38 protein-coding genes are annotated in these 23,951 nt (G+C 63.9%); 13 read left to right on the top strand and 25 right to left on the bottom strand.

The window, feature by feature from the left end:
• From GY769_20020 to GY769_20080, 13 genes are all read left to right on the top strand, one after another.
• Positions 1-246 (top strand): hypothetical protein (locus GY769_20020; protein MCP4204209.1); only part of this gene is annotated, 246 nt, incomplete at its 5' end.
• Positions 243-4,502, top strand: coding sequence for a hypothetical protein (locus tag GY769_20025; protein MCP4204210.1), 4,260 nt, complete (start codon positions 243-245; stop codon positions 4,500-4,502). The genes GY769_20020 and GY769_20025, both read left to right, overlap by 4 nt.
• The gene (locus GY769_20030) at positions 4,499-5,293 is read left to right on the top strand and encodes a hypothetical protein (GenBank protein MCP4204211.1); all 795 of its coding nucleotides are present in this window, start codon (positions 4,499-4,501) and stop codon (positions 5,291-5,293) included. Before GY769_20025 ends, GY769_20030 begins: the two co-directional genes overlap by 4 nt.
• 8 nt (positions 5,294-5,301) lie before the next feature.
• Positions 5,302-5,688: a hypothetical protein gene (locus GY769_20035; protein ID MCP4204212.1), complete on the top strand. Its 387-nt coding sequence runs from the start codon at positions 5,302-5,304 to the stop codon at positions 5,686-5,688.
• Between the two features lie 88 nt (positions 5,689-5,776).
• Positions 5,777-6,214: a hypothetical protein gene (locus GY769_20040; GenBank protein MCP4204213.1), complete on the top strand. Its 438-nt coding sequence runs from the start codon at positions 5,777-5,779 to the stop codon at positions 6,212-6,214.
• Positions 6,215-6,304: 90 nt separating this feature from the next.
• On the top strand, positions 6,305-6,700 hold the full coding sequence (locus GY769_20045; GenBank protein MCP4204214.1) for a hypothetical protein: 396 nt from the start codon (positions 6,305-6,307) through the stop codon (positions 6,698-6,700).
• Between the two features lie 138 nt (positions 6,701-6,838).
• Positions 6,839-7,006, top strand: a complete 168-nt coding sequence (locus GY769_20050; protein MCP4204215.1) for a hypothetical protein — start codon at positions 6,839-6,841, stop codon at positions 7,004-7,006.
• Positions 7,003-7,761, top strand: a complete 759-nt coding sequence (locus tag GY769_20055; protein ID MCP4204216.1) for a hypothetical protein — start codon at positions 7,003-7,005, stop codon at positions 7,759-7,761. The genes GY769_20050 and GY769_20055 overlap by 4 nt, the downstream gene beginning before the upstream one ends.
• A gap of 10 nt (positions 7,762-7,771) precedes the next feature.
• Positions 7,772-8,125, top strand: coding sequence for a hypothetical protein (locus GY769_20060; GenBank protein MCP4204217.1), 354 nt, complete (start codon positions 7,772-7,774; stop codon positions 8,123-8,125).
• Between the two features lie 221 nt (positions 8,126-8,346).
• On the top strand, positions 8,347-8,565 hold the full coding sequence (locus tag GY769_20065; protein MCP4204218.1) for a hypothetical protein: 219 nt from the start codon (positions 8,347-8,349) through the stop codon (positions 8,563-8,565).
• Positions 8,566-8,792: 227 nt separating this feature from the next.
• Positions 8,793-9,677 carry a hypothetical protein gene (locus GY769_20070; protein ID MCP4204219.1) on the top strand — a complete coding sequence of 295 codons (885 nt, stop codon included), beginning with the start codon at positions 8,793-8,795 and terminating at the stop codon, positions 9,675-9,677.
• The gene (locus GY769_20075; GenBank protein ID MCP4204220.1) at positions 9,677-10,711 is read left to right on the top strand and encodes a hypothetical protein; all 1,035 of its coding nucleotides are present in this window, start codon (positions 9,677-9,679) and stop codon (positions 10,709-10,711) included. Before GY769_20070 ends, GY769_20075 begins: the two co-directional genes overlap by 1 nt.
• Entirely contained in the window at positions 10,692-11,426 is a 735-nt protein-coding gene (locus GY769_20080) for a M23 family metallopeptidase (protein ID MCP4204221.1), read from the top strand. The genes GY769_20075 and GY769_20080 overlap by 20 nt, the downstream gene beginning before the upstream one ends.
• Before the next feature lie 582 nt (positions 11,427-12,008).
• Here GY769_20080 and GY769_20085 read toward each other — a convergent pair.
• The 25 genes from GY769_20085 to GY769_20205 all read right to left on the bottom strand — a co-directional run bounded on the left by GY769_20085 (position 12,009) and on the right by GY769_20205 (position 23,897).
• Positions 12,009-12,434 carry a hypothetical protein gene (locus tag GY769_20085; GenBank protein MCP4204222.1) on the bottom strand — a complete coding sequence of 142 codons (426 nt, stop codon included), beginning with the start codon at positions 12,432-12,434 and terminating at the stop codon, positions 12,009-12,011.
• Entirely contained in the window at positions 12,431-12,793 is a 363-nt protein-coding gene (locus GY769_20090) for a hypothetical protein (GenBank protein MCP4204223.1), read from the bottom strand. Before GY769_20090 ends, GY769_20085 begins: the two co-directional genes overlap by 4 nt.
• Positions 12,790-13,032: a hypothetical protein gene (locus GY769_20095; protein ID MCP4204224.1), complete on the bottom strand. Its 243-nt coding sequence runs from the start codon at positions 13,030-13,032 to the stop codon at positions 12,790-12,792. The genes GY769_20090 and GY769_20095 overlap by 4 nt, the downstream gene beginning before the upstream one ends.
• Entirely contained in the window at positions 13,029-14,024 is a 996-nt protein-coding gene (locus GY769_20100) for a hypothetical protein (protein MCP4204225.1), read from the bottom strand. Before GY769_20100 ends, GY769_20095 begins: the two co-directional genes overlap by 4 nt.
• 13 nt (positions 14,025-14,037) lie before the next feature.
• Positions 14,038-14,247, bottom strand: a complete 210-nt coding sequence (locus GY769_20105) for a type II toxin-antitoxin system HicA family toxin (GenBank protein ID MCP4204226.1) — start codon at positions 14,245-14,247, stop codon at positions 14,038-14,040.
• On the bottom strand, positions 14,244-14,507 hold the full coding sequence (locus tag GY769_20110; protein ID MCP4204227.1) for a helix-turn-helix transcriptional regulator: 264 nt from the start codon (positions 14,505-14,507) through the stop codon (positions 14,244-14,246). The genes GY769_20105 and GY769_20110 overlap by 4 nt, the downstream gene beginning before the upstream one ends.
• Positions 14,508-14,529: 22 nt before the next feature.
• Positions 14,530-15,411: a tyrosine-type recombinase/integrase gene (locus tag GY769_20115; GenBank protein MCP4204228.1), complete on the bottom strand. Its 882-nt coding sequence runs from the start codon at positions 15,409-15,411 to the stop codon at positions 14,530-14,532.
• A 448-nt stretch (positions 15,412-15,859) separates the two neighbouring features.
• Complete coding sequence (locus GY769_20120; GenBank protein MCP4204229.1) at positions 15,860-16,660, bottom strand: IS110 family transposase; 801 nt, start codon at positions 16,658-16,660, stop codon at positions 15,860-15,862.
• 395 nt (positions 16,661-17,055) lie between these two features.
• Entirely contained in the window at positions 17,056-17,253 is a 198-nt protein-coding gene (locus tag GY769_20125; protein MCP4204230.1) for a hypothetical protein, read from the bottom strand.
• Positions 17,240-17,560 carry a hypothetical protein gene (locus tag GY769_20130; GenBank protein ID MCP4204231.1) on the bottom strand — a complete coding sequence of 107 codons (321 nt, stop codon included), beginning with the start codon at positions 17,558-17,560 and terminating at the stop codon, positions 17,240-17,242. Before GY769_20130 ends, GY769_20125 begins: the two co-directional genes overlap by 14 nt.
• Positions 17,557-17,739 carry a hypothetical protein gene (locus tag GY769_20135; GenBank protein MCP4204232.1) on the bottom strand — a complete coding sequence of 61 codons (183 nt, stop codon included), beginning with the start codon at positions 17,737-17,739 and terminating at the stop codon, positions 17,557-17,559. Before GY769_20135 ends, GY769_20130 begins: the two co-directional genes overlap by 4 nt.
• Positions 17,739-18,167 carry a hypothetical protein gene (locus GY769_20140; GenBank protein MCP4204233.1) on the bottom strand — a complete coding sequence of 143 codons (429 nt, stop codon included), beginning with the start codon at positions 18,165-18,167 and terminating at the stop codon, positions 17,739-17,741. The genes GY769_20135 and GY769_20140 overlap by 1 nt, the downstream gene beginning before the upstream one ends.
• A gap of 81 nt (positions 18,168-18,248) precedes the next feature.
• Positions 18,249-18,548, bottom strand: a complete 300-nt coding sequence (locus tag GY769_20145; GenBank protein MCP4204234.1) for a hypothetical protein — start codon at positions 18,546-18,548, stop codon at positions 18,249-18,251.
• Entirely contained in the window at positions 18,545-18,847 is a 303-nt protein-coding gene (locus GY769_20150; protein MCP4204235.1) for a hypothetical protein, read from the bottom strand. Before GY769_20150 ends, GY769_20145 begins: the two co-directional genes overlap by 4 nt.
• A gap of 2 nt (positions 18,848-18,849) precedes the next feature.
• Positions 18,850-19,176 (bottom strand): hypothetical protein, encoded by a 327-nt coding sequence (locus tag GY769_20155; GenBank protein MCP4204236.1) that lies wholly within the window; start codon positions 19,174-19,176, stop codon positions 18,850-18,852.
• Positions 19,173-19,589, bottom strand: a complete 417-nt coding sequence (locus GY769_20160; GenBank protein ID MCP4204237.1) for a hypothetical protein — start codon at positions 19,587-19,589, stop codon at positions 19,173-19,175. Before GY769_20160 ends, GY769_20155 begins: the two co-directional genes overlap by 4 nt.
• Entirely contained in the window at positions 19,586-19,927 is a 342-nt protein-coding gene (locus GY769_20165) for a hypothetical protein (GenBank protein MCP4204238.1), read from the bottom strand. Before GY769_20165 ends, GY769_20160 begins: the two co-directional genes overlap by 4 nt.
• A 21-nt stretch (positions 19,928-19,948) precedes the next feature.
• The gene (locus GY769_20170) at positions 19,949-20,458 is read right to left on the bottom strand and encodes a hypothetical protein (GenBank protein ID MCP4204239.1); all 510 of its coding nucleotides are present in this window, start codon (positions 20,456-20,458) and stop codon (positions 19,949-19,951) included.
• A 2-nt stretch (positions 20,459-20,460) separates the two neighbouring features.
• Positions 20,461-20,805, bottom strand: a complete 345-nt coding sequence (locus GY769_20175) for a hypothetical protein (GenBank protein ID MCP4204240.1) — start codon at positions 20,803-20,805, stop codon at positions 20,461-20,463.
• Positions 20,802-21,068 (bottom strand): hypothetical protein, encoded by a 267-nt coding sequence (locus GY769_20180; GenBank protein ID MCP4204241.1) that lies wholly within the window; start codon positions 21,066-21,068, stop codon positions 20,802-20,804. Before GY769_20180 ends, GY769_20175 begins: the two co-directional genes overlap by 4 nt.
• A gap of 153 nt (positions 21,069-21,221) precedes the next feature.
• Positions 21,222-22,364 (bottom strand): DUF945 domain-containing protein, encoded by a 1,143-nt coding sequence (locus GY769_20185; GenBank protein ID MCP4204242.1) that lies wholly within the window; start codon positions 22,362-22,364, stop codon positions 21,222-21,224.
• Between the two features lie 101 nt (positions 22,365-22,465).
• Entirely contained in the window at positions 22,466-23,146 is a 681-nt protein-coding gene (locus GY769_20190; GenBank protein ID MCP4204243.1) for a hypothetical protein, read from the bottom strand.
• A gap of 12 nt (positions 23,147-23,158) precedes the next feature.
• Positions 23,159-23,338: a hypothetical protein gene (locus tag GY769_20195; protein MCP4204244.1), complete on the bottom strand. Its 180-nt coding sequence runs from the start codon at positions 23,336-23,338 to the stop codon at positions 23,159-23,161.
• Positions 23,335-23,649 carry a hypothetical protein gene (locus GY769_20200; GenBank protein MCP4204245.1) on the bottom strand — a complete coding sequence of 105 codons (315 nt, stop codon included), beginning with the start codon at positions 23,647-23,649 and terminating at the stop codon, positions 23,335-23,337. The genes GY769_20195 and GY769_20200 overlap by 4 nt, the downstream gene beginning before the upstream one ends.
• Positions 23,643-23,897, bottom strand: coding sequence for a hypothetical protein (locus GY769_20205; protein ID MCP4204246.1), 255 nt, complete (start codon positions 23,895-23,897; stop codon positions 23,643-23,645). The genes GY769_20200 and GY769_20205 overlap by 7 nt, the downstream gene beginning before the upstream one ends.
• Positions 23,898-23,951 lie beyond the last annotated feature (54 nt).

Below are 23,951 nucleotides of genomic sequence, written 5' to 3' on the forward strand. Positions count from 1 at the left end.
GCCTCGACCATCAACGCAGCACTCTGGGTCCAGTCCGGCCTAACGCTCCTCGCCGGCGATCTCGCGCACACGGGCACCAACTTCGGCCTCTACGGAACGGCACCCACGCCGCAGAGCGCAGCGTACACGCCCACCAACGTCACGACCGACCGTACGTACGACGCAGATTCAACCAACGTCGACGAGATCGCCGACGTGCTTGGCACTCTCATCGAAGACCTACAGCTCACAGGGATCATCGGATGACTACTGCATTTGGCCAGATTCTCACGACGACAGAGATGAACGTGGCGGCCGACGGTGTCACCGCGGACTTCGTCAACAGCCTCAATACCAATGACAACGTCAACATCTCACGCACGTTCGTTGGCGGAGGTCGAGGGCTCTTCGTCGATATGGGGCCCGGTGGTCAAGCCGTCACAGGCAATGCCATCGAAGTGGCGTTGGGTACGGGCTCGACAGGGCACGGACTGCGTGTCGATCTCGCCGCAGGTGCGACAGGCGATGGCCTGCACATCGTCGACGCGGGAGACGGCCCCGCCATCTTCGCGAATAAGACGAGCGGCACAGGATCGCTTCTCGATCTTCAGATCAGCGGAACGACAGCGATGGGGGTCAGCGCAGCCGGCGCAGTCAACGTCAACGCGGGGGCGAACATTCTACAGCTCCTCGCGGACTCGGGCTCGATGGAGGTTACGACAACCATTGGAGGTGCCGGGACAGCCGGTGACATCGACATCCTGAGCGATTCGAGCACCGCAGGCGCGACCAGTGGCGACGTGTCTTTGGCCTCCATCAGTTCGGGTTTGGGCACCACAGGTGGTGTTGTCCTCCAAGCCGGCGGGGCTTCGGTTCCTGCGGCCTCTGCGGGCGTCGTGAGCATCGACGCGTCGGTTTCGGTCGACCTGGGCACGAGCGCGGCCGTGGCCGTCAACTCGGGCTCGGGAACCACGCGCTGGACACACAGCGGCATTCTCGACCTAACCAGCGCAAGCTCGGCCGAGGGCGGCGTCAACATCGCTGAGCTGATCGAGCTGAACAGCACAGGTACTGGCGCGGAAACGGCGTCCATCTTCATCGGCGATGCCGATCCCGACGGCAATGTCACTTCGGGCGATGTTGGTTCGCTGTTCCTCGATGCGGCGACTCCGGCGCTCTATCAGAAAACGGGTGCGCCCAGCACCTGGTCGGCGTTTGGCGCAGGCGCCGGCAACACGCTTCAGCAGGCGTACGCTGCGGGTAACACCATCGCCGTCACGACTGCCAATGGTGCAGTCGCGATGTCCAACTCGGCAGACACGACCGATGTGCTGACAATCGACCGCTCTTTTGCAGGGTCCGGCGACGGTATCGACATCAATATGGGCGCAACGACGACCGGCCGTGGTGTTCGTGTCGTAGCGGGCGGAAGCGGCACTGGTGTTCTCGTGACCGATGGCGTCCAGGACCAAACAGGAATCAGCCCCGGCCTCATCTTTCAGTCGAGCGGCAACGACCTCGACATCAGTATCCTTAGCGGCACGGGAGCCGCCGGCAATCTGTCGGCGACCGCAGGCACCTCGACGACCGTAGGTACCGCAGGCGGAACCTTCTCGGCTGATGGTGGCACAGGCGCTGTGGCTTCAGGTGGAAGTTCTGGCGCCGCTGGTGGTCCGATTAGCGTAGCCGCAGGCGTTGGTGGTGCGGGTGCTGCTGGCGGGGGTGAGACTGGCGGTTCAGGCGGTCTCACGGCAGTCCGCGGCGGCATAGGCGGCCTAGGCGGCGGCGTTGGAAGCGGCAGTGGTGGACTCATCACGGTCGCTGGAGGCCCAGGCGGCGTAGCCGATGCGACATCGGCGGGCAGCGGTGGATCGGCCTTCTTCGTCGGCGGAGCGGGCGGCGCTGCGACGGCTGCGATTGCAGGTGGTGCAGGTGGCGGATGCTTTTACACTGGCGGAAGCGGCGGTGCAGGCACTGCTACAGGCGCGGCGGGCGCAGGTGGCCTGAACACCATCACTGGCGGCAATGCCGGTACTGACGGAGGAGGAGGCGGCGCTGCGGGCGCAGATGTCCTAATCGCAGGCGGCGGCGGCTCTGGCGGTTCAGTCGACGGCGACGTCAACATCGGGCCTTCGGTTACGCAAGCCATCACCATCGGCAACGGCTCGCTTCCCGGCGATGTGTCTGTTCTCTCGGGCGGAAGCTCGGACATCACGTTCGACTCGCGCGGTGCGACGTCGGCAATCCCGTTCAACGGTCCTGGCGCTGGCGATGTCGACCTCGTCGGCTTTACGGCGACCTCGGTCATCGGTGCGCTGAACGAGCTGGCGGCAGGTGGCGCCGTGCCAAGCCTCGACACAGTGATGACGACTGGCACGCCGGACAACACCGTCGCGCTTGCTGCGGCTGCTGCGGCGACGGCCGGTGAAGACATCAGCTTGACTGCCGGAGCGGGCGGAGTCGGTACGGGCACCGACGGCGGCACTGGCGGCGCGGCCGTCTATGTCGCGGGCGCGGGCGGTGCAAACGACGGCAGCACAGACGATGGCGGTGTGGGCGGCGCGGGAACGATCACTGCTGGCGCAGGTGGTGCAGCTACGGGCGCTGGCCGCACAGGTGGTGTAGGCGGTGATCTGAGCGTCGCAGCCGGCGCGGGCGGCGACTCCGCATCCTTCGGTGATGGTGACGGTGGCAATCTGACTCTCAGTGGTGGAGATGCTGGTTCGACCGGCATCTTCGACGGCGATGGCGGCGACGTGACCATCACTGGCGGCGACTCCGCTGGTGCAGGCGGCAGCCGTCTCGGAGGCAGCGTCAACCTCGATCCCGGTTTCTCCGGCACGACAGACGGTGACGTGAACATCGCCACGACGGTCTCGACCGGCGCTGGGGACACATCGATCAACATCGGCAACAGCACGGACAACCCGTCGGTCAACATCGTCGGCTCGCTCGACATCAACCGGAACGCGGTCGGCATTCCGCTGGATGTGACCGGCGGCGCCAGCGTCAACAATCCGTCGTTTCGCCTCTCGCACGCTTCGACCAGCTCATCGACGAGCGCGGAGTCCGCGGTGCGACTCACCAGCAGCGTGGCGGGCACGACGGCCGATCCGCGTTACCCCCTCCTGATGGACCAAGCGACCCGCGCCGAGACCGTCAACTACGGCGAGTTTATCCAGATGCGCACGTCTGGCACTGGCGCGGATGAGGCGTCAATCTTTCTCGGCGACGCCGATCCCGATGGGAATGTGACCGAGGGCGAGCTGGGCTCGCTCTTCATCGACGCGGTCAACGCGACGTTGTACCAGAAGACGGGAGCCCCCAGCACCTGGACGGCCTTTGGCGCGGGCGGTGTCTCGGACCTTCAGGGCGCCTACGCGGGCGGCAACACGATTGCTGTGACCACTGCCAATGGTACGGTCGACATCAGCAACTCGGCCGACTCGACCGATCTCATGCAGCTCGACCGCACGAACACGGGCTCGGGCGACGGCATTCAGATTTCGATGAGTCCCGGCGGCGAGTCGCAGTCTGGCTTCGGCATCAACATGTCACTCGGCACCGGACACACCACTGCGGGCGTCGGGGTCAACAGCACGGCGACCGCGAACATCGCGTGCTTCAACGCGGTGCAGGGCGCCAGCTCTTCGGGTGCGGGTTACCGAGCCTTCATGACGTCGGGCGGCACAGGCGATGCGCTGAGCATCACAGACGGTACAGAGACGACGCGCATCAACATGGACGACTTCATTGCGAGTCAGGCGTTCACCTTTGCGACCGACGATAACGCACTGACCGATGGCTCGGCCGGCTTCCTGATACAAATGCAGCCGGGTGCCGGTTCCGACAATGCAGCCGGCTCTGGCGGCTCTGGCGGCACCCTCAGCGTCGTGGGCGGCACTGGCGGCACTGGTAGTGGCGCGAACCTGGGCGGCGACGGTGGCGGCAGCACTCACACCGGCGGAACGGGTGGGACTAGCGCAACGGGTCAAGGCGGCGATGGTGGTCTGGTGCAGATGCGCGGCGGCGTTGGAGCAGTTGTGCTCGCAGCCGGTACGTTCGGTGGGTCGGGCGGCGATGCCAATGTGATTGGCGGTATTGGCGGCGCGAGCGCCGCGGCGCTCGCGGGCCGAGAGGGCGGCTTCGCTACTCTCCAGGGAGGCGCAGGGGGTGCCAACACAGGTGGGACGGGAACGTCTGGGGCTGGCGGCGCGATCATTGTCGTAGGCGGCGCGGCCGGAGCCGACAATGGCGGTACCGGCGCGGCCGGTGGCGACGTCGCCATCAGAGGCGGTGCGGGCACAGGCGCGGCGGCCGACGGCGACATCACCATCGGCGACTTCAACACGAATGGCATCGGCTTCTTCGGTGCCACGCCGGTCGGGCAGTCCTCGGCGTACACGCCGACGAATGTGACCACCGACCGCAGCTTCGACGCGAACAGCACGTCGCTCAACGAGCTGGCCGATGTGGTCGGCACCATGATCGCCGACCTTCAAGCGACGGGGCTCTTCGGATGACCGAGTTTGGCGCCATCAACTCGCAGGCCGACATCGACGGCGGTGCTGAGGTCTTGTGGGCATGGGATGGCTCCGGCGTCACGCAGCTTGGCGACGGTGACGGGACGCCAGATGGTGTGATAGGCACTCCAACCGGAACGATCGCCAAGAGCACTATCGCTACGGAATCGCCTGTCAATCTCGACGCATCTGACGCGCCGATCGTCGTCCATTCGTTCACGGGCAGTAGCGGTACGCCAACGGCGTTCTACACGTTCAACGATGTGCCGACGCTACCTGATCGCTTCATCGTGGAAGCGCGACTGGGTCCGCGTCAGGCTGGCAATCTGGGGCTCAACTGCACGCCGCATCTGATCATCGGCTATCAAGACCCCACGCACCGCGTGAGTTTCTACCGGGTGTCGACGAACATCCGAGCTGTGACAGGTAATGGTGACGACGGCATCAACGTTGGCGCCTTCATCGATCTGACCGGCTCTGTTCTCAACACAGACGAAGGCACCTGGATGCGCGTGACGCTCGATCTTCGAGAGCCCGATGCGAGCAACGACCCAGGAATGCGCATCTTGGCCAACGTGCTGCCGTTCGGCGCGGAAGAGCAAGACATCCTTGCGAGTACGTCCGCTTGGACTGCGTTTGGCGGTGGTACGTCGCCGGCTTCGTCGTGGGACGCGGGATGGCGCACGGGCGGCTCGATCAAGAACGTCGGCATCGCGTTCACCGAACACGCGGCAGCCGGCCAAGGCTACATGGGCGACATGCGCATTCTCGGCTTTCCGGGAGTAGACTGAGACACACAATGATCATTCAGCTCAATACTCCCTTCATACTCCCCGCGCACGGACGCAGGCCCGAACGGACCTTCATGGAGGTCAAGATCATCGACTGGGACCCGCGACCCGAAGCGCGCGAACTTACGATCTTCGCCCAGTACGGCAATACCGTTGATGGGGTGTGGATCGGCGCACAGAATGTGGCGGTCGACCCCGTCATCTTCGAGGACCGGGGCCCGCACACTGGCGCTGGCGGCATTGAAATCGACGAAGACCTCGCCTACAGCGATCTCGTCAATGGCGCTTTGGTCCCACCCGGCGCCGCGGGTCGGCCCGTCTTCAACGTCGTCATGCGTGCGCTCTACACCGCGCTGATCGTGCGAGTCCCCGCTTTTGCCGGTACAGTCGTCTGACGGTGCTGGCTCGAGTGTGGGACACCTCCACACTCGTCTTGCACTCGGGTCGCGCCGTCTTTAGGCTTCGGCTTTGGAGGTGTCCAATATGACAGCCAAGCAGACAGCGGCGAAGAAGCGCGCAGCACGTAAGAAGACCGCGACGAAGAAGACGTTGGCGGCGGCGAAGAAGTTGGCGGCAGCGGCCAAGCGGTCCAGAGCCAATGGTGCGGCGCCGATCGAGGTCGAGATAGAAGACGAAGCCACGCGCTTCAAGCTCGAAGCGCTTCAGCTCAAGCTCGACAACAAGCGCAAAGAGATCAGCGACGTTGTCGTCGCCGAGTTTCAACAGAAGGCCAATGCGGCGATCGATCGCAAACTCCGCAACGATGCGACGTTCAAGAAGCTCAACGACGAGTTTCAGCTCCTGATGAACGAGACGGCTGAGGAGCTGAGCCCCGGTGACGACTACGTCGCGCAGAACCTGAACACCAACGACGGTGTCTTTCGCTACGTCCCCAAGCAGCCAGAGCCAGAACAACCCTGACGCGGCGATCACCGCTGTGCTATACCCCCCTTTCCTTTTACACAGTGGAGGTTGGAGATGGGCGGACGCGTAGTCAGAAGGACGAGCAGCATGGCGGGCAAAGACGGAAACGGCGCAGCGAAGGGCGGCGAGGGGGCCGACGAAGGGGGCGACGCCAAGGCGCCTGAGACGGCTCCTGAGGGGGGCGGCTCGGAGACGGTCGAAGGGTCTGCAGGACCCGAAGCGGGGGCTCAGGCGCGCACTGGCAGGGGCCGTGGGCGACGTGGGAACCAGCCGGCGAGCGCGGGGTCTGCGGCCGACAAAAGCCGCAAGAAAAAGAAGGAAAAGAAGGCCAAGCCGCCTTCAGCGGACGATTTCATGATGGTAGGTGAAGTCGTACACATCGCCTTCGGCAAGGGCGGCAAGGACTCGATTCCGCCTGCGGAGCTGATCGCGGCCTGGGAAGCGCGAATCGCCGCCTGGCACCGGGTCCACGGGGCGAGCTGATCTTGCCGCCCCCTCCGGGGGCTGGTAGAAAAGAGATCACAACAAGACGGGCCCCTTCCCTACACACGAGGAAGCCCGAGGCGGAGGGCGGCGGGTGAAAGCCTGGCCGCTTTTCGTTTGCCCGAAGGACGGAGGCGGATGAGCATTTTTCACCAAGCGGTCGGCAACAAAGACGACCACACCTTCGACGGCGCATTCGAGTTTCTGGTGCTGATCGCACGAGAGCTGGTTGTCGGCTTCGTCGCGATCGGCTTCGAGGCGACCAAGTCCGGACTGCGCCGCACCTGGGCTAAAATCAAGAAATGAAGCTCACGCTCGGCACGACGCTGTGGGCGCGTCCGCGCATCGAGATTTTGACGCTCGGCTACTACGCCAAGCTCGCTGGAGAGGCCGCGGTCGACGTCGAGCTGGTATGCGCGGTGAGCGAAGACTGGGCGGAGCGCGCAGCCCGAACGCTTGGTTGGCACATCGTTCGCACGCCGAACGCGCCGCTGGGACAGAAACACAACGTGATGCTCGCCGCGGTGCGCGCCACGCAGCCAGACGCGTTCATCCTCATCGGCTCCGACGATTGGCTTGTGGCGAAGGCGCCGCTGCTGTTTCCGCTCCGCAACCCCTTCGATGCGCTCGCAGCCCACGCCGACAAGCCGCTCGTGGGCCTGACCGATCTGTGGGTGCTCGATTTGGTGGACCGCCGCGCTGCGTGGTGGAGCAATCCGCCGCAGCTCATCGGGCCGGGCCGGATGGTACGAAGCGATCTCCTCGACGAGGCGGCGTGGAAGCTCTGGCCTGACGAAATGGAGCGCGGGCTCGACGCTCCGATGGGCGGCGCGCTGTCGTCACAGTCCTGGACGCGGCTGGGCTGGGACGACCATGGTCTCGGCTGCATCGACTTCAAAACGGGCGTGAATCTGTGGAGCTACGAGGCGTTCGAGGCGCGTTCGCTGCCCGTAGGCTTCGACGAGGTGCTGCTTGCGACGCTTCCAGAGTGGGCCAAGGACGATTTGCGTCGAGAATGGGTCGATAAGGCGGCCGTTTCACCTCCTACGCCCCTGAGCTAGACTCGAGGCTGTGAACCGCGTCATCCCGACCATCGGCGCCTGCGCCGGCTGCAGCCAAAACGCCGCGCTGCGGCCCGGGGCGGTGATGCCTCGGGACCTTCGCGGCCTAGCCGCGGCGGCCGTGACCGCCACCGGAACAGGCCCCAAACCTGCTGGAATGCCCAAGGACGTCTCGCGCAGGACCGCACGGCTGCTCCAAATCAGCGGCATTACGGTCTCCGCGGTCTTCGCTGTCGGGGGTCTCATCGCTTCCGCACGCGGCAACGAAGCTCGAGCGGCGCAGTTTGCGCTGTTCTCCATCCTGAGCGGCGCGGCGGTCGGCATCGCGCGCGTCTTCGTCGAAGAGGAAGAGGGTCTGCTCTGATGCAATACGTCTATCCGTCGCGCTACAACGTCCGCTCGCTCGGGCAGCTTCAGGGCCTTGGTCAAATCGACCCCAAGGCAATCGGCATGGTCGTCGTCGCGGGGGGCCTACTCGGTGCGTGGATGCTCTGGGCGACGCTCGCCGATCGTCCGTCCATGTTCGCTGGACTTGGCAAAGCGGCGCCGCCAACGAAGGGCTGGGCGAAGCAGGCGCCGAAGAAGATGAGCACGCGCAAGAAGATGCCGAAGAGCTGCTTCCTCGACCAGAAGAACCGCAAGTACCCGGTCTGCGCGAAGAGCGTTCGTGGCCGGCAGCGCGTGAGCTGCAAAGGCACCCTCGCGGCGTACCAGAGAGCGCGTCAGCAGAAGAAACAGAAGCTCGCGAACAAGGCGATTCGCATCGGCAAGCGCAACGGATGCAGCTGGGCCGCAGCGCACTGAGCAATGGGATACGCGTTCGTTGAAATGGCAGATCGGCCTCGCTGCGCGGTGGGCTGCGGAGAGCCCGTCGAGAACCAACTGGCTGCCCACACAGGTGGCTACGTCCCCATCGATGCGGGTTTGTGCGAAGACCATTACGAGGAAGCGTACGACGCTGCCCTCGTCGCTAAGCGACTGTGCCGCCGTTTCAACATGGCGACTTGGATCGCCGACAATCAACCGAACTGATGACGGGTCTTGGCGAAACGGCATGGGTTGACCGGCATCTGGGTTTGGCCTGGGACCGTGTCCGCGCCGTCGTGCCGAACGAAGAGTGGCTGCCGCTCGTCACCGAGGATGGCAAGGGCCGCGCGAAGGTCAGCTTCGAGGAGTACGGCTGCGGCCGCTACGGCTGCGTCATGCCGACGTACGAGCCCAACGTTGTCGTCAAGCTCACGTCGGACGTGACCGAAGCGTTTTTCGTCGCAGCGGCGCTCAGTATGAATGACCCAAACGCGTGGAACGGGATGGTCGAGTATTACGCCATCTACCGAATCAAGAACGCGTTTCATCGTCGGCGTCCCCTTTACGTTCTGTGGCGGGAGGCTGCGGTGCGCGTGGGTCGCGACAGTCTGGTGCATTGGTCGAGTGCGATGCAGCGCGACGACGGTGGCTACATGGCGCGCAGCATGTCCGCGTTGTTCCACAACCTTCACGAGTTTCGGCAGTACGCCGAGGCCGTGCGAAAGCAGCTCAAGCGCAGCAAGGACCCCTACGCGCTCGTCGCCGAAGCTGAGGACAAATACGCGGACTGGGCGTGGAAGCAGATCAGTCACGACGCCGGGGAGAACATCGATTTCTTTCAGCGCACGCGTGGCGCGCAGCGACTCGCGGCGCTGCTGCGCTTCCTCGCGATTCAGGCTGAGATGATGGAGCACACGTACCTGTCCGACGGCCTCGGCGAGTCGCTCGCCTTCTTCTTGGAGAACGGTCTTCTCCTCGCCGACGTCCACGCCGACAACATCGGGCTCGTCGTGCGCGAAGACTACGGCGAGCGCATTGTCATCACGGACCCCGGCCACGCTGTGCCGCTCATCGAACGGTGGGACCACGTCGAAATCGAGGAAGTCTGATGCCAGAGCCCCAAGTCTTCGATCCGCTGCCCGACGAAGCCTACGAGGTCGACACGGCGGTGCGGCTGCGTGACGTCGCTGAGAAACCGCACGTCACCGACGACGGCTGGGTGGAGGTGCCGTACACCACGTTGAACCCGTATGGCGAGACCGATGTCACCATGGAGTCGAACCACCGATCGCTACTCAGAGCGTACGAAGACAACGATGAAGTCACCGTCGACGCCGGCACTATCTACTTTGCGGCCGACACGACCGACACCGATCTCATCGAGACGTACAACGCGCTCATGTCGTATCCCATCTTTGATGAGGACGACGAGTCCGAGCTGCGTATGGAGCGCGAGAGCGAAGCGTGGGACGATTGGGCACGCGACGATTTCTATCGCGCGCTCGATGCGCAGTTTCCGTTGGTTGCGGAGGGCGGCGGTTTCGACGAGTTTGTCCCACCGGAAGGCGCCGCTGCGGTGTTTTTCGAGATGGAGCCTCAGTGGGAACACACGAGCGACGGCACGTGGCTCAATGTCGGTGACATGCTTGAGCGACGCGTGCAGTACAGGGGGGCGGACGAGGTGTTGGGTGAGGTCGGTGGCGCGATATTCTACGACCAAGCGTGGAACGCCAAACGGGCGCTTACTGAGTTTCTCGGCTTCAAGTATCCGCCAACCGACGATCAGCTCATGCTGCTCATCAACGTGCTGTGGGACTTGGGCTATCAGGCGCGCAACGCACCCGGCACGGGGCTCGAGCCCGACGACATCGAGACGAACCTCGCATCACAGCCGCCAGTGCCTGGCCTCATCGCGCTGTTCGATGCCGACCCCGAGGCGGAGGTTTGGTACCAGTACCTCGCGGAACGCTGGGTCGCGTTCACCGCGCTCCGCGACGAAGCTGCGCTCGCCGGCAGCGAAGGCGAAGAGTCGTTCGTCGAGTTTCTGCGCGAAGCGCAGCCGTACCTCGAAGCTGAGGACCCCGTCGAATACGCCGAGGCGCACGGCCTCATAGGAATGACAGATGGCCGCACCACCCGTTGATCCCGCGCGCTCCCGGCGCACCTCCGCTTTCGGCACGCGCATCGGGCGTACGTCGGGCCAGCCCACCTTCCACGCGGGGCTCGACTTCCGCGGCAGCCGTGGCGATCCCGTCTTCGCAGCGGACGGCGGGGAGATCGAGTACATCGGCCGTGAGGCGGACCAGGCCCGACGGACGCGCGGCTACGGCAACGTGATCGCCATTCGCCACGACGACGGGACACGGACCGTCTACGCGCATCTGAACCACGTCTACCCCATCCTCGGTCAGCGCGTCGGTCCGGGAAAGCTCATCGGCACGGTGGGCAACACCACCAACGGAAAGTTTCCGCGCATGGGCTCGCACCTCCATTTCGAGGTGCGTCGACCCGCACGCGACGGCTCCGCGCCATTTCCCGGTCCGTACCGCGCGCTCAACATCGATCCCGAGCAGTGGCTCAGCGAGCGCGGTGTGCAGCTCGCGCGCAACGGCACCATCACCCTCGACACGGCGCGAGGGGGGCAGGCGCCAGCTTCCGGTCCGACGCTTTCGGGGCTCGGGATCAACGATGCCGGTCTCGACCTGAGCGCCGAGGGGCTGCCTGACGAGCCGCTACGGGACCCGTGGACGTTCGAGCCGACGAGCCCAATCTTCATCGCGAGCGTCGTCGCCATGGGCGCGTTCATCGTTGTCGTGGGCGCGTTCACAATCTTCCGAGACGTGCGTATCGTAGCGTGAGCGGTGTCTGCGCACTTCGACGAGCAGCACTACGGCTTTTGGCGCTGCGATGAATGCGGCCGAACATTGAGCGCGGTCGCGTCACCGAACATCGTCGAAGCACAGCTCCCACCGCCGTGGCGCGAGGTTTACGTCGAGACGCACATCGGCGCGTTTCACTGCTGTCGTGATCAATGCGAGCTGGACCTGCGCTTGCGCGTTGCGAAAGACGCAAACGCAGGTCCGTGACGGCTCGCTTGGCGCCAACGGGTGTCTAAGATAGCACGGCTCGCTCGATTGAAATGGGTGACTACGTTTCGTCGGCTCGCTATTTGAACGGGTGGCTACTCGGCTTCGGCTCGCTTCGAGTCCATGGGTGTCTATTGTCCGTCGGCTCGCTAAACCCATGTGGGTGTCTCCAAACCTTTGGCTCGCTCCGCAAGGGTGGGTGCCTCCGATTGCACGGCTCGCTTGGTGGGCAATGAACGGCGCGCTACGTTTTACCGGGTGACTGCAGTTATACGGCTCGCTCTTTACCGCGGGTGTCTGCTTGTTTCGGCGCGCTTCCTGGTCTCGGATGCTTGTCCTGATACGGCGCGCTGGTCAGTTGCAAGCTGTCTCGTCGCAGATGATGTCGTTGGCGAGGCGGTAGGTGTACTCGGCACAGTCGTCCATCTCGGCGGCGTAGATGATGGCGACGACGCACGCTTCGACTGCGGCCAGGTCGCACGGACCGGGCCGTCCTTCCCACGGGCAGAAGTGATCACAGTCGAGCGCGTGCTCGTCGTAGACGGTTTGAAGCCGCGCGCACGCGTCAGCCACGTCGATGGTCGGCGGAGGCGCCGTGTCCGGTCCGGGCGTCGTGTCGGGTTGCGTGGTGTCCGGCGTGGTGTCGGGTACCGCGTCCGGTTCGGCATCGACGACAGCGTCGTCGACGAACGTGTCGACGCTCGCATCGGTGCTCGCGTCCTCGATGGGATGAGCTGCACCGCAGCCCGCCAGGGTCAAAATCAGAATCACGTACTTCATTGGTTCACTCCTAGTTCGTCGCCAAGCTCAGCAGCAGCTCGACGCCACGTGGCGATGGCTTCGCGCATCTTGGCGCGGTCGTTTTCGCTTTTGGCCATGATGGTATCGATGATCAGGTCGGTGTGTTGCGCCACGGCGACGCGGTGCGCCACATTGCCGTTGAGAAGCGGTTGCCAGTCTTGCTTCGAGCCTGTTCTCAGGACGGAGAGCGACCAGTCATTTTCGCGGTGGTTCCACCGCACGGTGAGCGGCGGGTCGCAAGGAACCTCGATCATCGCTGGCCACAGCAGCCCAGCGCGTTCGAGCGCGTCCTCAAACTCGCCGATGGCTTCGTTCAGCTCTTCGTAGATGTTGGTCATCGTACGACTGGTATCGGCATGATGACGGTCGAGTCGTGTGACTCGGTGATGACGTCGCCGTTTTCACAGAGACAGCCGATGCTGTTCCGCTCCTTCATGCGCGAGTGTCGCGTCTCACAGATGGTGGCGCACGCTTCGTCCATCGAGACCTCGGCGTAGTAAATGCCGAATGGCAGCGAGACGAGCAGCAAAACTATGCCGCCTATGATCAACCGAAGAACCCACTTTTCCGCCTTCATCGCGCGGCCCCCTCGACCTCTTCTTCGACCTCGATCTCTTCCTCGACCTCGACGCGGTCACCTTCCAGCTCGGCGATGCGGAGCTTGAGCGAACGCAGCTCCTGGGCGACCTCAGCGTCGGCGACGGCCATCTCCTCTTCGGTGTACTCGCCCTCGACGTTCTCGCCGATCTTCGCGAGCTTCGTCAGGTGTTTGCGCATCTTGTTGAGCCTCGGTCCGAGGAGCGTGAACGACGACGCGGTCATCTGCAGCTGACACGCCTTGCCGATGAGCCGGCCTTGCGGGATGACGTTCGTCTGACTGACGCCGGTGTGCAGCATCATGGCGACCAGGAGTTTGGCGATCTCTCGGCCGTCCTCGCTCTCGAGCGCGAGCTGCACAGCGGGGACGTCGCTGGCCAGCTCCCGAGCGATGTCGACGAGGACCTCGCCGGCCTCGTTGGCTGCTGCGAGCTGAAGGCCCGCACCGATGGCGCCTCCGACTTCACGCGCCTGCGCTTTCAGCTTGCCCTTGCGCGTGTACAGGATTTCGTCTTCGTCTTGTTCTCTGGTCATGGTTTCCTCCGAGGCGATGACGCCTATTGTTTCTAAATCTGCGATTACGCCGCCAATGGTGACGGCGTTGATTTCGATGTTGCTGGCGTCGGGGTCAGCGTAAGCAACTTGGAGCGACTGTGCGCGGTGGATGAACTTGATTTGCGTCGTCGACTTGCCGTCTCCGTAGCGGTCATCTTCGTACATCCACACGTCGTACTCTTCGTAAAACTTCGGCGCTGTTTTGTTGTGGCGCGTGCAGTCAGGACAGCGCAGCGCGAGATCACGCGCGGCGACCGACCACTCTGGTGGTGTGTAGCGAAACGGGTAGCGGCTGATTTCGTGTGTCGCCGTCGCGTGCTGTCCGCACACAACGCATACGCACGGCTTAGTCGGCAGCGTCGATGGACAGAACGGTCTCTCGTAGAGAAATCCGCGTTCGTCGCCGGATTGTGTCATTGGTCAGGTCTCCTCATACGAACACGCCGTAGCGGCGCAGAATGGATTTCAGGTTCTTCAGGGATCGATATTCGCTCGGCGTCTTCGGGATGAAGATGACCGGGATGTTGGGGTTGGGTGCGACGGCTTTGTAGTGTCCGCCCTTTCCGAGCGTCACCGTCCAGCCGAGTCGAGTTAGGTCCTTGACGAGGCGCTTGACCTCACGCTGCGCGCCGCGGTTCATTCGAGCTGATCCCAGATGGTCTCAGCTGCGCGGAGCACACTCGACGGAACGAGGCCGTGCCCTTCGTAAATCTGCCAAAGCGTTTCGACAGAGACGTCGCACGCGCCTCGCTCGATGCGGCTGAGCATCGCCTGCGTGATACCGGCGCGCTCTGCGAAGACGCGCTGCGAAGCCTTCTGTTTCTTTCGGAAAGCGTGAATCACGCCGCCGAGAACCTCCGCGAAAGTCACCTCGGTAGTCTGCTTTTTTGTTCGTCCCATTGGTCAGGTTCTCCTTGTTGGTTCATTCGTCTTCGGACCGGAACATCTGTCCCAGCTGCTTTCGCAGCTCGGCTTCACGCTCCGGCCTGGCCTCACTCACGTAGCCGAGTGTGGTGTTGATGCTCTTGTGTCCGAGGAGCTGCTGGACGGCCGGCAAGTCTTCGGTGAGTCGGAGCGCTTGAACGGCGACGGTGCGCCGGATGCGGTGTGTGCGATGCGGGCCGGGAATACCGAGGTCCTTGCCGAGCTTTTTGAGCCGTCGGTTGACGGCCATGTAAGCCGCGTCGCTGCTCAGCGGTGAGCCATCGCCGTTGGGCGCGACGAGCCAAGCTACGGTGCTCGCGTGGACACCCTCAAACGCGCTGTAGAGGCGCTTCCACGGCCATCTGGTGCCTTCGGTGTAGATGAGGCGGTCGTCACCACCTTTTTGCTCGATGGTGATGACATTGCGGTCCAGACCATCGCGCAGCCGGCGTCGACTGAGACGAAGGAGATCGCCCACCCGAAGCCCTGTGACCACCATCAGCTCGATGACGCGCGCTGGAGTGCTGTCGTCCTCGCGAATGGCCACCCAGAGCCGCTTCCAGTCCTTGTCGGCGTAGCTCTTCTGCTGGCGCTTTTTACGGCCCTGACGGGCCCTGCGACGCTCCAGCGGCGTCTTGGGTGGGGGCGCGGCCAGAACGGCGTCCATGCCCTTTCTGAGCCAGCTCATGGGTTCGACGTCGAGGTCGTCGAAGTAAAACTCCAGGCGCCGGACCGAGGCCCTGAGGCGCCGCGGAGGGTCCTTCCCTTCACGAAGCCACGTGAGCAGCTGCGTGGTGTCTTGAAGGGTGCGCCGGATGGTCGACTGACGAAAGCCGGACCGGCGCATCCATTGTTCAAGGTCGTCGATGAAATCATTCATGAGGGTCTTTCTGCGTGCGGCTCGCTTCCCTGGAACGGGTGTCTGTGGGGGAGAGGCTCGCTATGAAGGAACGGGTGGTTTGTACAGGACGGCTCGCTCGCGTGGGATGGGTGTCTCGTGTGCAGCGGCGCGCTCGGATTTGATGGACGTCTGCTGATGTGCGGCTCGCTTGCATATAACGGGTGGCTTGATGCTTACAGCACGCTTGGTTTTGTTGGGTGTCGAATAACTTACAGCTCGCTTGTGATCGACGGGTGTCTTTTGAAGAGCGGCGCGCTCCAGCCGATCGGGTGTCTGTATGCCAAAAGGCGCGCTCGGCTCTATTGGGTGTCTGGAGCAACTCGGCTCGCTAACACACAGCGGGTGTCTAGTCGGTTCCGGCTCGCTCGCAGCCTGCGGGTGTCTCTACATTGCCGGCGCGCTGCTTCCTTGTGGGTGTCTTCCTTTCCTAGGCATGATGCTTTCGGCCCAGGTACTCCTCCGCGTAGGAAGGCCGGACCGGGAGTCCTTCGAGCGTGCGCCACGTGGTGTGCAGCTCGGCGAGGAAGAGCTTGACCATGACGCGTCGTGCGTCGCGCTCTCGATGCGCATCGCTCTTTCCCCACGGCGCAGGTCCGCCCTTGCCCTTGCAGTTGAGACAGACGGCGCCCTTGATCTTGCCGGTGCCGGCGCACGCCATGCACTCGTCGAGGAGCTGATTGCGGCGTCGGTTCTTTCGGCCGTCGTAAATGTCCTTCCACGGCGACTTGGCCTTGATGAGGCAGCCGGCGAGCACCTCGACCATCTTGGCTTTGAGGAACGGGTTGTACCCGCACTTCTCGCCCTTGCGCCGTCGGTCCGACTGGCCGTTGACGACCGCAAGCCCGCAATACTTCCACACGCTGCTCACGGTCGGCGCGCGATGGACGTTGATGTAGGCGATGAGCACGCCGCCCATCGTCGGTCCGACGCCCTTCTGGTTTTTGATCCACGCGTTCCAGATGGGCTCGCACTTCAGCAGACGCTTGACCTCCTTGAGCGCGTCCTTCTCGACGGCTTCGAGGCCCGTGCTGAGCTTGCCGACGAAGACGCGGTCCGCCTCGTCCAGCTCGATGGTGTCGACGCCCGCACTCGTTCGGTTGCCCGACTGAATGCGTAGCTTCTGTAGGTCGTAGAGCAGCCCCACCGCGTGACGAATCCGGATTTGGTTCTCCGTCAGGTCACTGTGATCGGGCTTCGGGTTTCGCTTCTCGGTTGTCGCTTCTTCCATGGGTCAGGTCTCCTTGTTGTTGGTTTTGGCTCGCTGAAATGGTGCGGGTGTCTTGCGTCGAATGGCTCGCTGAAGTGGTGCGGGTTTCTCGCATCAAATGGCTCGCTCGCATTTGGCGGGTGACTGACTTTCCCCGGCTCGCTGAACAACCACGGGTGTCTATTGTCGTAGGGCTCGCTAAGTTCATGTGGGTGTCTCCAATGCTTCGGCTTCGGCTCGCTTTAGGAGAACGGGTGGCTGCGGTAACGAGGCGCGCTCGAAAAAGATGGGCGCCTGCTCGGTTTCGGCGCGCTGGGGGTTTTCGGTGGGCTGGCAAGCCGCGGCTCGCTCGATGCATCCGGGTGTCTGGTAAACCATGGCTCGCTGCGCTTCAACGGGTGTCTGGGGACGTGTGGCTACGTTGGTCTGCGGTGCTTCGGGGGGAAGCGCACCTCGGGGAAGGCTTGGCGCAGACGCTCCGCAACGTGATCGTGGGCGAGGATTGACTCTGCTTCGGTCGCCTCGTAGGTTTCGGCTTCCTTCACGAAGCGATTGACGATCTTGGCGACGCAGTCGCGCATGAGGTCTGGATCGATTCCGTCAGGCATCATCATGCTCCTCGTCATCCTCTTCCTCTTCGTCATCATCGGCCTCTTCGTCATCGCTGGGCTCCTCGAGAAGCTGCGCGGAGGCAATGCTCATGGCGTGTAGCGTCAGCTCCTGAGGCGGGTCTGCCTCAACGGCTTCCGTTTCGCCAGAGAGCCAGACTTCGGACGCATGGACGCGCAGGTAGTCCGCCCCCGCGGAGATGACAGTCCCGCTGACGGCGTCGATGGAGAGGCTCACTCCATCAGGGTCGAGAAGGCGCGCGCCGCGCACCGCGACGTGGACGTAGCAGTCCACCATGTTGGCGTAGATCATTTCGGTTCCTTTCGGGGCTGCTCCCACTTCCATACGATGCGATGCGTGCCTTTCGGCAGCGGCTTGTTGTCTTCTTCGGTGTAGTATGACGTGAGCGTCATCCCAAGAGCGCCGCAGTCGCGACACCAATGGTAGATGGTCGGGCCGATCCGCTTCTTGTCGGCGTGCGCGCACGCCATCAGGTGATTTCCTTTTTGTAGGGCGCGTAGTTGCGGCGCGCATCGGTGAGCCCATCGTCGTCGTACTCGGGGCACGTGAGCCGCAGCCGGTGCAGCTCCTCGCCCCAGAGGCGGATGGCCATGATCAACGGCGTCGTGGTCTCGGCGTTGACCTCGATGTCGTGGGTGGTCTCCAGGTGTTTGCACAGCTGCAGCCATGCTTCGTGCTCGTCGTGTTGCGCCTCGAACTTGGAGAGGAGAGTTTCGGGTTCCGACTCGTCAGCGCGTGCAGCAAGCGCCGCGTCGACGCGATCGTGCAGCTCGTCGAGCTGGTTAGCGATCGCCCACGCCACGGAGTCGACCGTGTCGCGTGTCGGGTTGTCGAACGCGTACTTGAGCGCTTGGTGTAGATCGCGCTTGATCTCTTCGCGTCGTGTCTTTTTGGTCATCGGTTCACTCCTGGCCTCCTGGGTTGAAAGAAAGTGCGGGACGGGAGGACAGGAGGGAACCTCCCGCCCCGCGGGTTGTAATCAGTAGGTGTGCGGCAGGCACGAGATGCAGTCGCAGTCCTCGTGTGGTGGCTGCGGTGTGAGCCCCGCGAAGGGGTTCGGCTTGCGCCTACGCAGCTCCTTCGTTTTGGTCCGCCAGTTGGGCCGGCGCGTCTTCTTTCCTCGGTCCGGGCGGTCGGCCACGTACTGCACGATGAGGGCTTTCCCCTCTCCGTGCTTGTAGAGCCCGCCCTTCTTCGCGATGCGCTTCGCAGCGGCGTCGTCCTTGGCTTCGACGTCGCCTCGATACTCGTCGTCTACGTATACCTCGAAGAGTTTCACGAGCCTTCCTTCGGGTAGTGCGCGGTCATGTACTCGTCGACGACTGTCATCAGGTCGTGAAGCCGCGCCATGAAGACGTGCCCGTGTTCGTCGCCGCCGCTGTAGACGTTGACGATGGTGTTGCCGGCCATGCCGGTGGCTACATCGAAGCGTCTGCCGTTGCCCAGCGTGCCATCGCCGATGCCGTTGCGCAGGAACAGCGCCAGTCGCGGCTTGCCGTCCGCGTCGACAGCTAGCTTGATCGGGATGGTTCCGATCTCCAGCCACTTGTCGTTCGGGTCTTCTTCTTTTTCAGCCATGGTCAGTCCTCCTGTGTTTGCATGAGCCTGGCGAGCGCCGCGATGAACGCGTCGTGGCTCGTGAAGTTCCACTTCCCCGAGAATGTGTTGAGCGCGTCGGGGCTCGCGTGAGTCGCGTTGACGACCTGCTCAGCGCGGATGGGCTCCGCAAAGCGCGCGTGGACCCACAAGTCATCGGGGCACGTCGATGGCTCATACGGGCTCACCATGAGGTTGCCCGCTACCGTCTTCATGATGTAGCGATAGCCTGCACGGCGCGCCGGCCTCTTGGTCGCACCGTGCTGGATGAGCGCCGCGTGGAGCGCTCGCTTCGCTTCGGGTCGGCTCACTTGCATTGCTTTTCTAGCTCCGTCTGAAGAGCGCGCAGAAGGTCGATGGTTGTAGCGACGTGCCCGACGCGGACTGCGAGCTTTCGCACATTGTCCACGTCAGCACCCACCACAGTCGTACGGTGAGCTTTCGCGTCGAGTGCTTCGGCCGCTTCAACGAGCGCTCGGCACTGTCGGTTCAGCGCGATCGACCGCGCCTTGACCTCGTCGTGGAGCAGGTCGAAGGCGACATCGACGGGAACGGTGACGGGCGGGTCGCCCCCGTGGCGCTCTTCGACGGTCACGGCGTTGCCAGCGTCGACAGCTTCTTGGTCTAGATCAACTTCGTACTCTATAGCGCTAGTCACTTCATCGAGCACGCGGCTGGGGTCGTCCTCGTCGACCTCGACGAGCAGGGTCACGGTGTACTTCACAGCTCACCTCCCAGGACGTAGCCGCCGCGGATGCCGGCGCACTTGCGCGTCACGGGCGTGAGCTTCAGATTGCCCATCGGGGCCGTGGCGCAGAGGAAGATCACCGCGTGGTCTTCGTCGCCCACCCCGAGGAAGTACGCCGTGTCGGCCTCGCGGATGTCGTCGCTCTTGAGGTAGCCCTTTTTGACCTCTTCGAGCATGTTGTCGATCGCCGTGAGCGCCCAGCGCTTCGTCTCTTGGATGGCTTCAGCGTAGCCCTCGGGCGTGAGCGGCCACGCGTTGACGTGGTTCGCGTCGCCGTCGAATAGGTGGTAGCGGATTTGGTTCGTCGTCTTCATGGTCAGGTCTCCTTTTTTGGTTCAGCTGATCGGTCCCTGCAGGATGTGGCGCACAACCTTGGCGCCCTCCCACGTGACCGATTCCAGGTCGAGATTGGTGAGCGCTTCGGTGAGTAGCACGCGCTCCTCGACGGTGTGATGTTCATCGAGTTGATTCCGCACGTAGGCGCGTGACGCTTCGAGCCCAGCGTGCGAACACGCGCGGTCCTCCGCGGCGCCGAGCAAGTAGCCTTTGGCCCCGTCGACGTTGTACACGCGCGCAGCGTAGGCTTCGTAGCCGTTGCGAAACGCCTCGAAGGCAGCCTCCGCGAGACCGCGAAGCACTTCGTGGCGCTCTGTTTGCTCGCGCTTGCGCGCGTCCTCGGGCCACTCGATGTCCGCGTTCATCGTATCGCAATCGGGGCAGAAAACTTGATTGTCAGGTCCCTCCTCGTCGACGACTTCCTTGCCGTTCAGCATGACCCACGCAGTGATCTGCAAATCCTTGCAGCCGCACGCCGCGCAGCGGGCGGGTTCCTTCTCTTCAGCCATGATCAGGTCTCCTTTTTCACGAGCGCGGCGAGCGCGCTCAGGTCGATGTCGGTGGGGAGCACGAACAGCTCGCACCCCTTGGGGATGGGTCCACCGTGCCAGCGCTCGCCTGGTGGGTTGCGCCGGCATGGCAGGCAGACGCCTTCGGCGTTGGTTGCCTGCGCGTTCTTTCCGCAGCGTGCGCCGCAGCGCGTGCAGGGGAAGCCGAACGCGTCTAGCTCGACGCCGGGGGGCGGGTTGTAGGTGGGGGTGTGGTCGACGTCGGCGCACGCTTCACAGCGCTCGTCTTCGTCCGGTCCGCAGTGCGGGTCCTCGATGGGCGCGTCGCACTTGACGCACCGTTTCACGAGCGCACCCTCCGAAGCCAGCCGGTGATCGTGTTGCACGCGCGGATGACAATGACGTGGTGGTCGAGGTTTTTCGCGATGATGCGGTCCGCCTCGACCTTGTCGGCGTAGATGATTTGCTCCACGTCGGATTCGTTGACTGCGCGCCAAGCGTCGTCGAGCGTCGCCGCTCGGTCGTGATACTTGACGGCAGCCTCGGCGGGGTTGTCCTCTTCGTTCCACGCCCAGTCGATGACGATGAGCGGGGCGGTTGTGTCGTACATGGTCAGGTCCTCCTGTCGAGCGCGAGAGCGCCCACCGGAGCGTCCGCAGGATGCGAACGCCCCGAGGGGCGCCCCCAAGATCGCGAGTCTTGAGGGCGCGGCTACGGTCAGAACCGGAAGGACGAATCCGGACCGGAGTGCCCGCAGCGTAGGTCAGGCGGCGACGCGGCGATAGAGGTACTGCGCCGCAGCTTCCTCCATCTCGACGCGGCGATCGGTGCCCTTGGCCTGCGCGATGTGCGTCACGCCGTTCAGCACGTCGAAGGCGCTGATGTCGACGTCCGCCAGGATGTCGCCCCATTCCTTCGTGTCGCTGGGCAGGGCGATCCGTTGCTCCGCCATGACGTCGCGTGCGACGTCACGCGTCTCGGCCTTGCTCAACCCGAAGCGGGTCAGACCCAGGATTTCATCGAGCGCGCCGTCGATCATCTGGTCAACGGCCTTGTTCATGCGCTCCTGAAGGCCGCGGCTCGCTGCGATGGCCAGCGGGACCGCGTCCTGGAACGACTCGCGAAGCCGCGCCGGGTCACCGACATGTCGGAGCCGCGTGGACACTGAGCGGTCTGCGCGTCGCATCCCGTTCAGGCACACGAGGCGCCACGCCAGCGGCGTGATGCTCACCGAGCGATTGCCAACCTCGCCGTTCAGAACGTCGAGCCCAACCTCTACGATGTCGTTGACCTTCCGCGAGTGCTTGACCACCGCGTCGTGTTCAGGGAACGTCAGGCGCAGCGAGCACGTACGACCGAGCGCCACCGACCGGACCCGCGTCTCACCAAGGAGACCGCTCCGCTGCAGCGAGCCCCGAAGCGTCTCGACAACCAGATCGTTATCGAGCGGCGCGTAGCCGCGTGCCCCGTGCGACAGCATCGCGCGAGCCTCGCCGCCAGCCATCCGCACGAGGTTACCGGCGTCGTCGGCGCGGTTTTGGATTCCGTAGTTCAAGCACGCCATTTGGAGCTTGGTCGGTAGGCCCCGCACGTAGCTCGCTGGCGCGCCGAGGCGACCACAGAGCTGGCCGAACGCGTGCGACCGAAGCGGAATCTCCCGGTGCTCTCGGCCCGTGTTCGGCGCCGTCACCAGCGAGGCGACCCCGTCGCGGCGCGGACCGAGCACGTAGCCTTTGAGCGACGCGATCCCAAAGTCCTCGCGCGAGCCATCCTTGACGGCAGCCTTCGCGATCATCTCGGCCGCTTCATCGAAGCTGACGGGCTCGCGGAAGTTGTGCCAGCGCTCGGGCTCATCGGCGAGCACCTTCATGGGTTCGCTCGGGTTCCAGTTTTGATTTTCATTCATGGTCAGGTCCTCCTGGACGTCTGTGTATCAGACGCCTCGACCTACGTGCAAACTGACAGCTTGCGCGCAGGTCGAGACGGCGCGCCGAAGCGCGCACGATCTCAGTGCCAGCGGGTGGGCAGCGCGTCGCTTGTGGGCAGCGCGTGTAGCTCCGCGATGACATCGGCGGGGACCTCCTCGCGGAGCCACGCGGTGCCGTACTTGTACCCGCATTCCGGGCACGGCTTGGACAGCAGCCCGTCGGGGTGTTCGTTCACGTTCACCCACCCGACAGATTTCGTCTCTCGCTTGACCACCTTGTACCGGCCGGAGCCGATCGAGTCGGCATCCGGAGCCGTGGTCATTTGGAAAGGCAGCGCTGCAAGGGCGCGATCTTCGGCGCTAAGCTGGACGGTCTCACCGTCGCGGAGGAGTTTCTTCGCGCGCGTCATGACGGCGCCGGATTCGCTAAGCGCTTCCGACGTCAGCTGGTAGGTGACGATCTCCACCGTTTTCGATAGGTCGAGCGTGGCGCGTTGGTGCTCGCACCCAGCGTTCATGTCGTTTAGGTGCCAGCGCTTCCACAGGTCCGCGAGTCGTGCGACGTCGATGCCTTTCGCGGGCTTGGTGACCTCAGCAGCGACGTCGATTTGTCCGCAGCCGCCTCGTGCGTCGCCGCTCGGCTTCGGACCAACGACGCCGGTCAGGGACAAGCGCTTGCCGTCCCATTTGATGGTGACGAACACCTTGCCGGCGTCGGCGCTGGTACCCGCGAGAATGTGGTGCGTGAATGGTTCAGTCATCGGTCAGTCCTCCTAGCTGTCGAGGTACAGCGCTCGCGCGCAATCCTCGCACAGTGATTCGATTGCTTCGGTCGTGTCGAAGCTACGCGCCTCGACGGCGTACAGGTTGACGCGCGGCTTGACGTCGGGGCGCGGCGCTCGACAGTGGGCACACGTAGCGTGCTCCGCGCTGAGGTATTCGTCGGGAGTCATCGGTCAGGGTTCTCCTTTTTCGCGTCGACGGACCAATCGCCGTCGAGCGTGTCGATCGTCCAGTCGTCTCGGTCCTCGGTTGAAAAGCACGCCTCCGAATCGGCGCGCACCTTGCGGCGCTTGCCTTCGTAGTCGTGGGTGTGCGCAGCGTCCGCGGTGACGGCGTACGTGTACGTCACGAACCCGTAGTAACCGCTCTCGCTCCGGCCCGTACGATCGCCGACGGTCCAGCGGGTTCCGTCGAGGGTGACGAGAACGGCCCCGGTGTGCTCACCGGGACCGCTGAGCGTTTCGCTCATGGCGATCAACATGACGCCTCGCGTAGCGCGTCCGGGTCCAGGAACGTGTCGGGGCTCTTGCCGTCACCTACAGGCGACGACGGCGGGCCTTCGGAGTAGTTTGCGCTCAGCCCGAAGACCTTGCGCCCGTCGGTCAGCTCCGCGGGGAAGCCTCCCCGGCCGATCCATGCGTTGTAATCGTCGGCCGCCTCGGTCAGCTCCGCGCGATCGTCGTCTGCGTAGGCGTCCAAGTAGCGCTGTAGGGTTGCGTTCGGGTCCATGTGGTCAGTCCTCCTTTTTGGCGCGCTTGCGACGCCGGCACGCTTTGCCGTGCC

The organism is bacterium, assembly GCA_024224155.1.
In the GTDB taxonomy this organism is placed as follows: Bacteria; Acidobacteriota; Thermoanaerobaculia; order Multivoradales; family JAHEKO01; genus CALZIK01.

Excerpts from the sequence above, each read along its gene's own strand:
- GY769_20025 (MCP4204210.1), top strand. The coding sequence starts at position 243 with ATGACTACTGCATTTGGCCAGATTCTCACGACGACAGAGATGAACGTG.
- GY769_20030 (MCP4204211.1), top strand. The coding sequence starts at position 4,499 with ATGACCGAGTTTGGCGCCATCAACTCGCAGGCCGACATCGACGGCGGT.
- GY769_20035 (MCP4204212.1), top strand. The coding sequence starts at position 5,302 with ATGATCATTCAGCTCAATACTCCCTTCATACTCCCCGCGCACGGACGC.
- GY769_20040 (MCP4204213.1), top strand. The coding sequence starts at position 5,777 with ATGACAGCCAAGCAGACAGCGGCGAAGAAGCGCGCAGCACGTAAGAAG.
- GY769_20045 (MCP4204214.1), top strand. The coding sequence starts at position 6,305 with ATGGCGGGCAAAGACGGAAACGGCGCAGCGAAGGGCGGCGAGGGGGCC.
- GY769_20050 (MCP4204215.1), top strand. The coding sequence starts at position 6,839 with ATGAGCATTTTTCACCAAGCGGTCGGCAACAAAGACGACCACACCTTC.
- GY769_20055 (MCP4204216.1), top strand. The coding sequence starts at position 7,003 with ATGAAGCTCACGCTCGGCACGACGCTGTGGGCGCGTCCGCGCATCGAG.
- GY769_20065 (MCP4204218.1), top strand. The coding sequence starts at position 8,347 with ATGAGCACGCGCAAGAAGATGCCGAAGAGCTGCTTCCTCGACCAGAAG.
- GY769_20070 (MCP4204219.1), top strand. The coding sequence starts at position 8,793 with ATGACGGGTCTTGGCGAAACGGCATGGGTTGACCGGCATCTGGGTTTG.
- GY769_20075 (MCP4204220.1), top strand. The coding sequence starts at position 9,677 with ATGCCAGAGCCCCAAGTCTTCGATCCGCTGCCCGACGAAGCCTACGAG.
- GY769_20080 (MCP4204221.1), top strand. The coding sequence starts at position 10,692 with ATGGCCGCACCACCCGTTGATCCCGCGCGCTCCCGGCGCACCTCCGCT.
- GY769_20085 (MCP4204222.1), bottom strand. The coding sequence starts at position 12,434 with ATGAAGTACGTGATTCTGATTTTGACCCTGGCGGGCTGCGGTGCAGCT.
- GY769_20090 (MCP4204223.1), bottom strand. The coding sequence starts at position 12,793 with ATGACCAACATCTACGAAGAGCTGAACGAAGCCATCGGCGAGTTTGAG.
- GY769_20095 (MCP4204224.1), bottom strand. The coding sequence starts at position 13,032 with ATGAAGGCGGAAAAGTGGGTTCTTCGGTTGATCATAGGCGGCATAGTT.
- GY769_20100 (MCP4204225.1), bottom strand. The coding sequence starts at position 14,024 with ATGACACAATCCGGCGACGAACGCGGATTTCTCTACGAGAGACCGTTC.
- GY769_20105 (MCP4204226.1), bottom strand. The coding sequence starts at position 14,247 with ATGAACCGCGGCGCGCAGCGTGAGGTCAAGCGCCTCGTCAAGGACCTA.
- GY769_20110 (MCP4204227.1), bottom strand. The coding sequence starts at position 14,507 with ATGGGACGAACAAAAAAGCAGACTACCGAGGTGACTTTCGCGGAGGTT.
- GY769_20115 (MCP4204228.1), bottom strand. The coding sequence starts at position 15,411 with ATGAATGATTTCATCGACGACCTTGAACAATGGATGCGCCGGTCCGGC.
- GY769_20120 (MCP4204229.1), bottom strand. The coding sequence starts at position 16,660 with ATGGAAGAAGCGACAACCGAGAAGCGAAACCCGAAGCCCGATCACAGT.
- GY769_20125 (MCP4204230.1), bottom strand. The coding sequence starts at position 17,253 with ATGATGATGCCTGACGGAATCGATCCAGACCTCATGCGCGACTGCGTC.
- GY769_20130 (MCP4204231.1), bottom strand. The coding sequence starts at position 17,560 with ATGATCTACGCCAACATGGTGGACTGCTACGTCCACGTCGCGGTGCGC.
- GY769_20135 (MCP4204232.1), bottom strand. The coding sequence starts at position 17,739 with ATGGCGTGCGCGCACGCCGACAAGAAGCGGATCGGCCCGACCATCTAC.
- GY769_20140 (MCP4204233.1), bottom strand. The coding sequence starts at position 18,167 with ATGACCAAAAAGACACGACGCGAAGAGATCAAGCGCGATCTACACCAA.
- GY769_20150 (MCP4204235.1), bottom strand. The coding sequence starts at position 18,847 with ATGGCTGAAAAAGAAGAAGACCCGAACGACAAGTGGCTGGAGATCGGA.
- GY769_20165 (MCP4204238.1), bottom strand. The coding sequence starts at position 19,927 with ATGAAGACGACGAACCAAATCCGCTACCACCTATTCGACGGCGACGCG.
- GY769_20170 (MCP4204239.1), bottom strand. The coding sequence starts at position 20,458 with ATGGCTGAAGAGAAGGAACCCGCCCGCTGCGCGGCGTGCGGCTGCAAG.
- GY769_20180 (MCP4204241.1), bottom strand. The coding sequence starts at position 21,068 with ATGTACGACACAACCGCCCCGCTCATCGTCATCGACTGGGCGTGGAAC.
- GY769_20185 (MCP4204242.1), bottom strand. The coding sequence starts at position 22,364 with ATGAATGAAAATCAAAACTGGAACCCGAGCGAACCCATGAAGGTGCTC.
- GY769_20190 (MCP4204243.1), bottom strand. The coding sequence starts at position 23,146 with ATGACTGAACCATTCACGCACCACATTCTCGCGGGTACCAGCGCCGAC.
- GY769_20195 (MCP4204244.1), bottom strand. The coding sequence starts at position 23,338 with ATGACTCCCGACGAATACCTCAGCGCGGAGCACGCTACGTGTGCCCAC.
- GY769_20200 (MCP4204245.1), bottom strand. The coding sequence starts at position 23,649 with ATGTTGATCGCCATGAGCGAAACGCTCAGCGGTCCCGGTGAGCACACC.
- GY769_20205 (MCP4204246.1), bottom strand. The coding sequence starts at position 23,897 with ATGGACCCGAACGCAACCCTACAGCGCTACTTGGACGCCTACGCAGAC.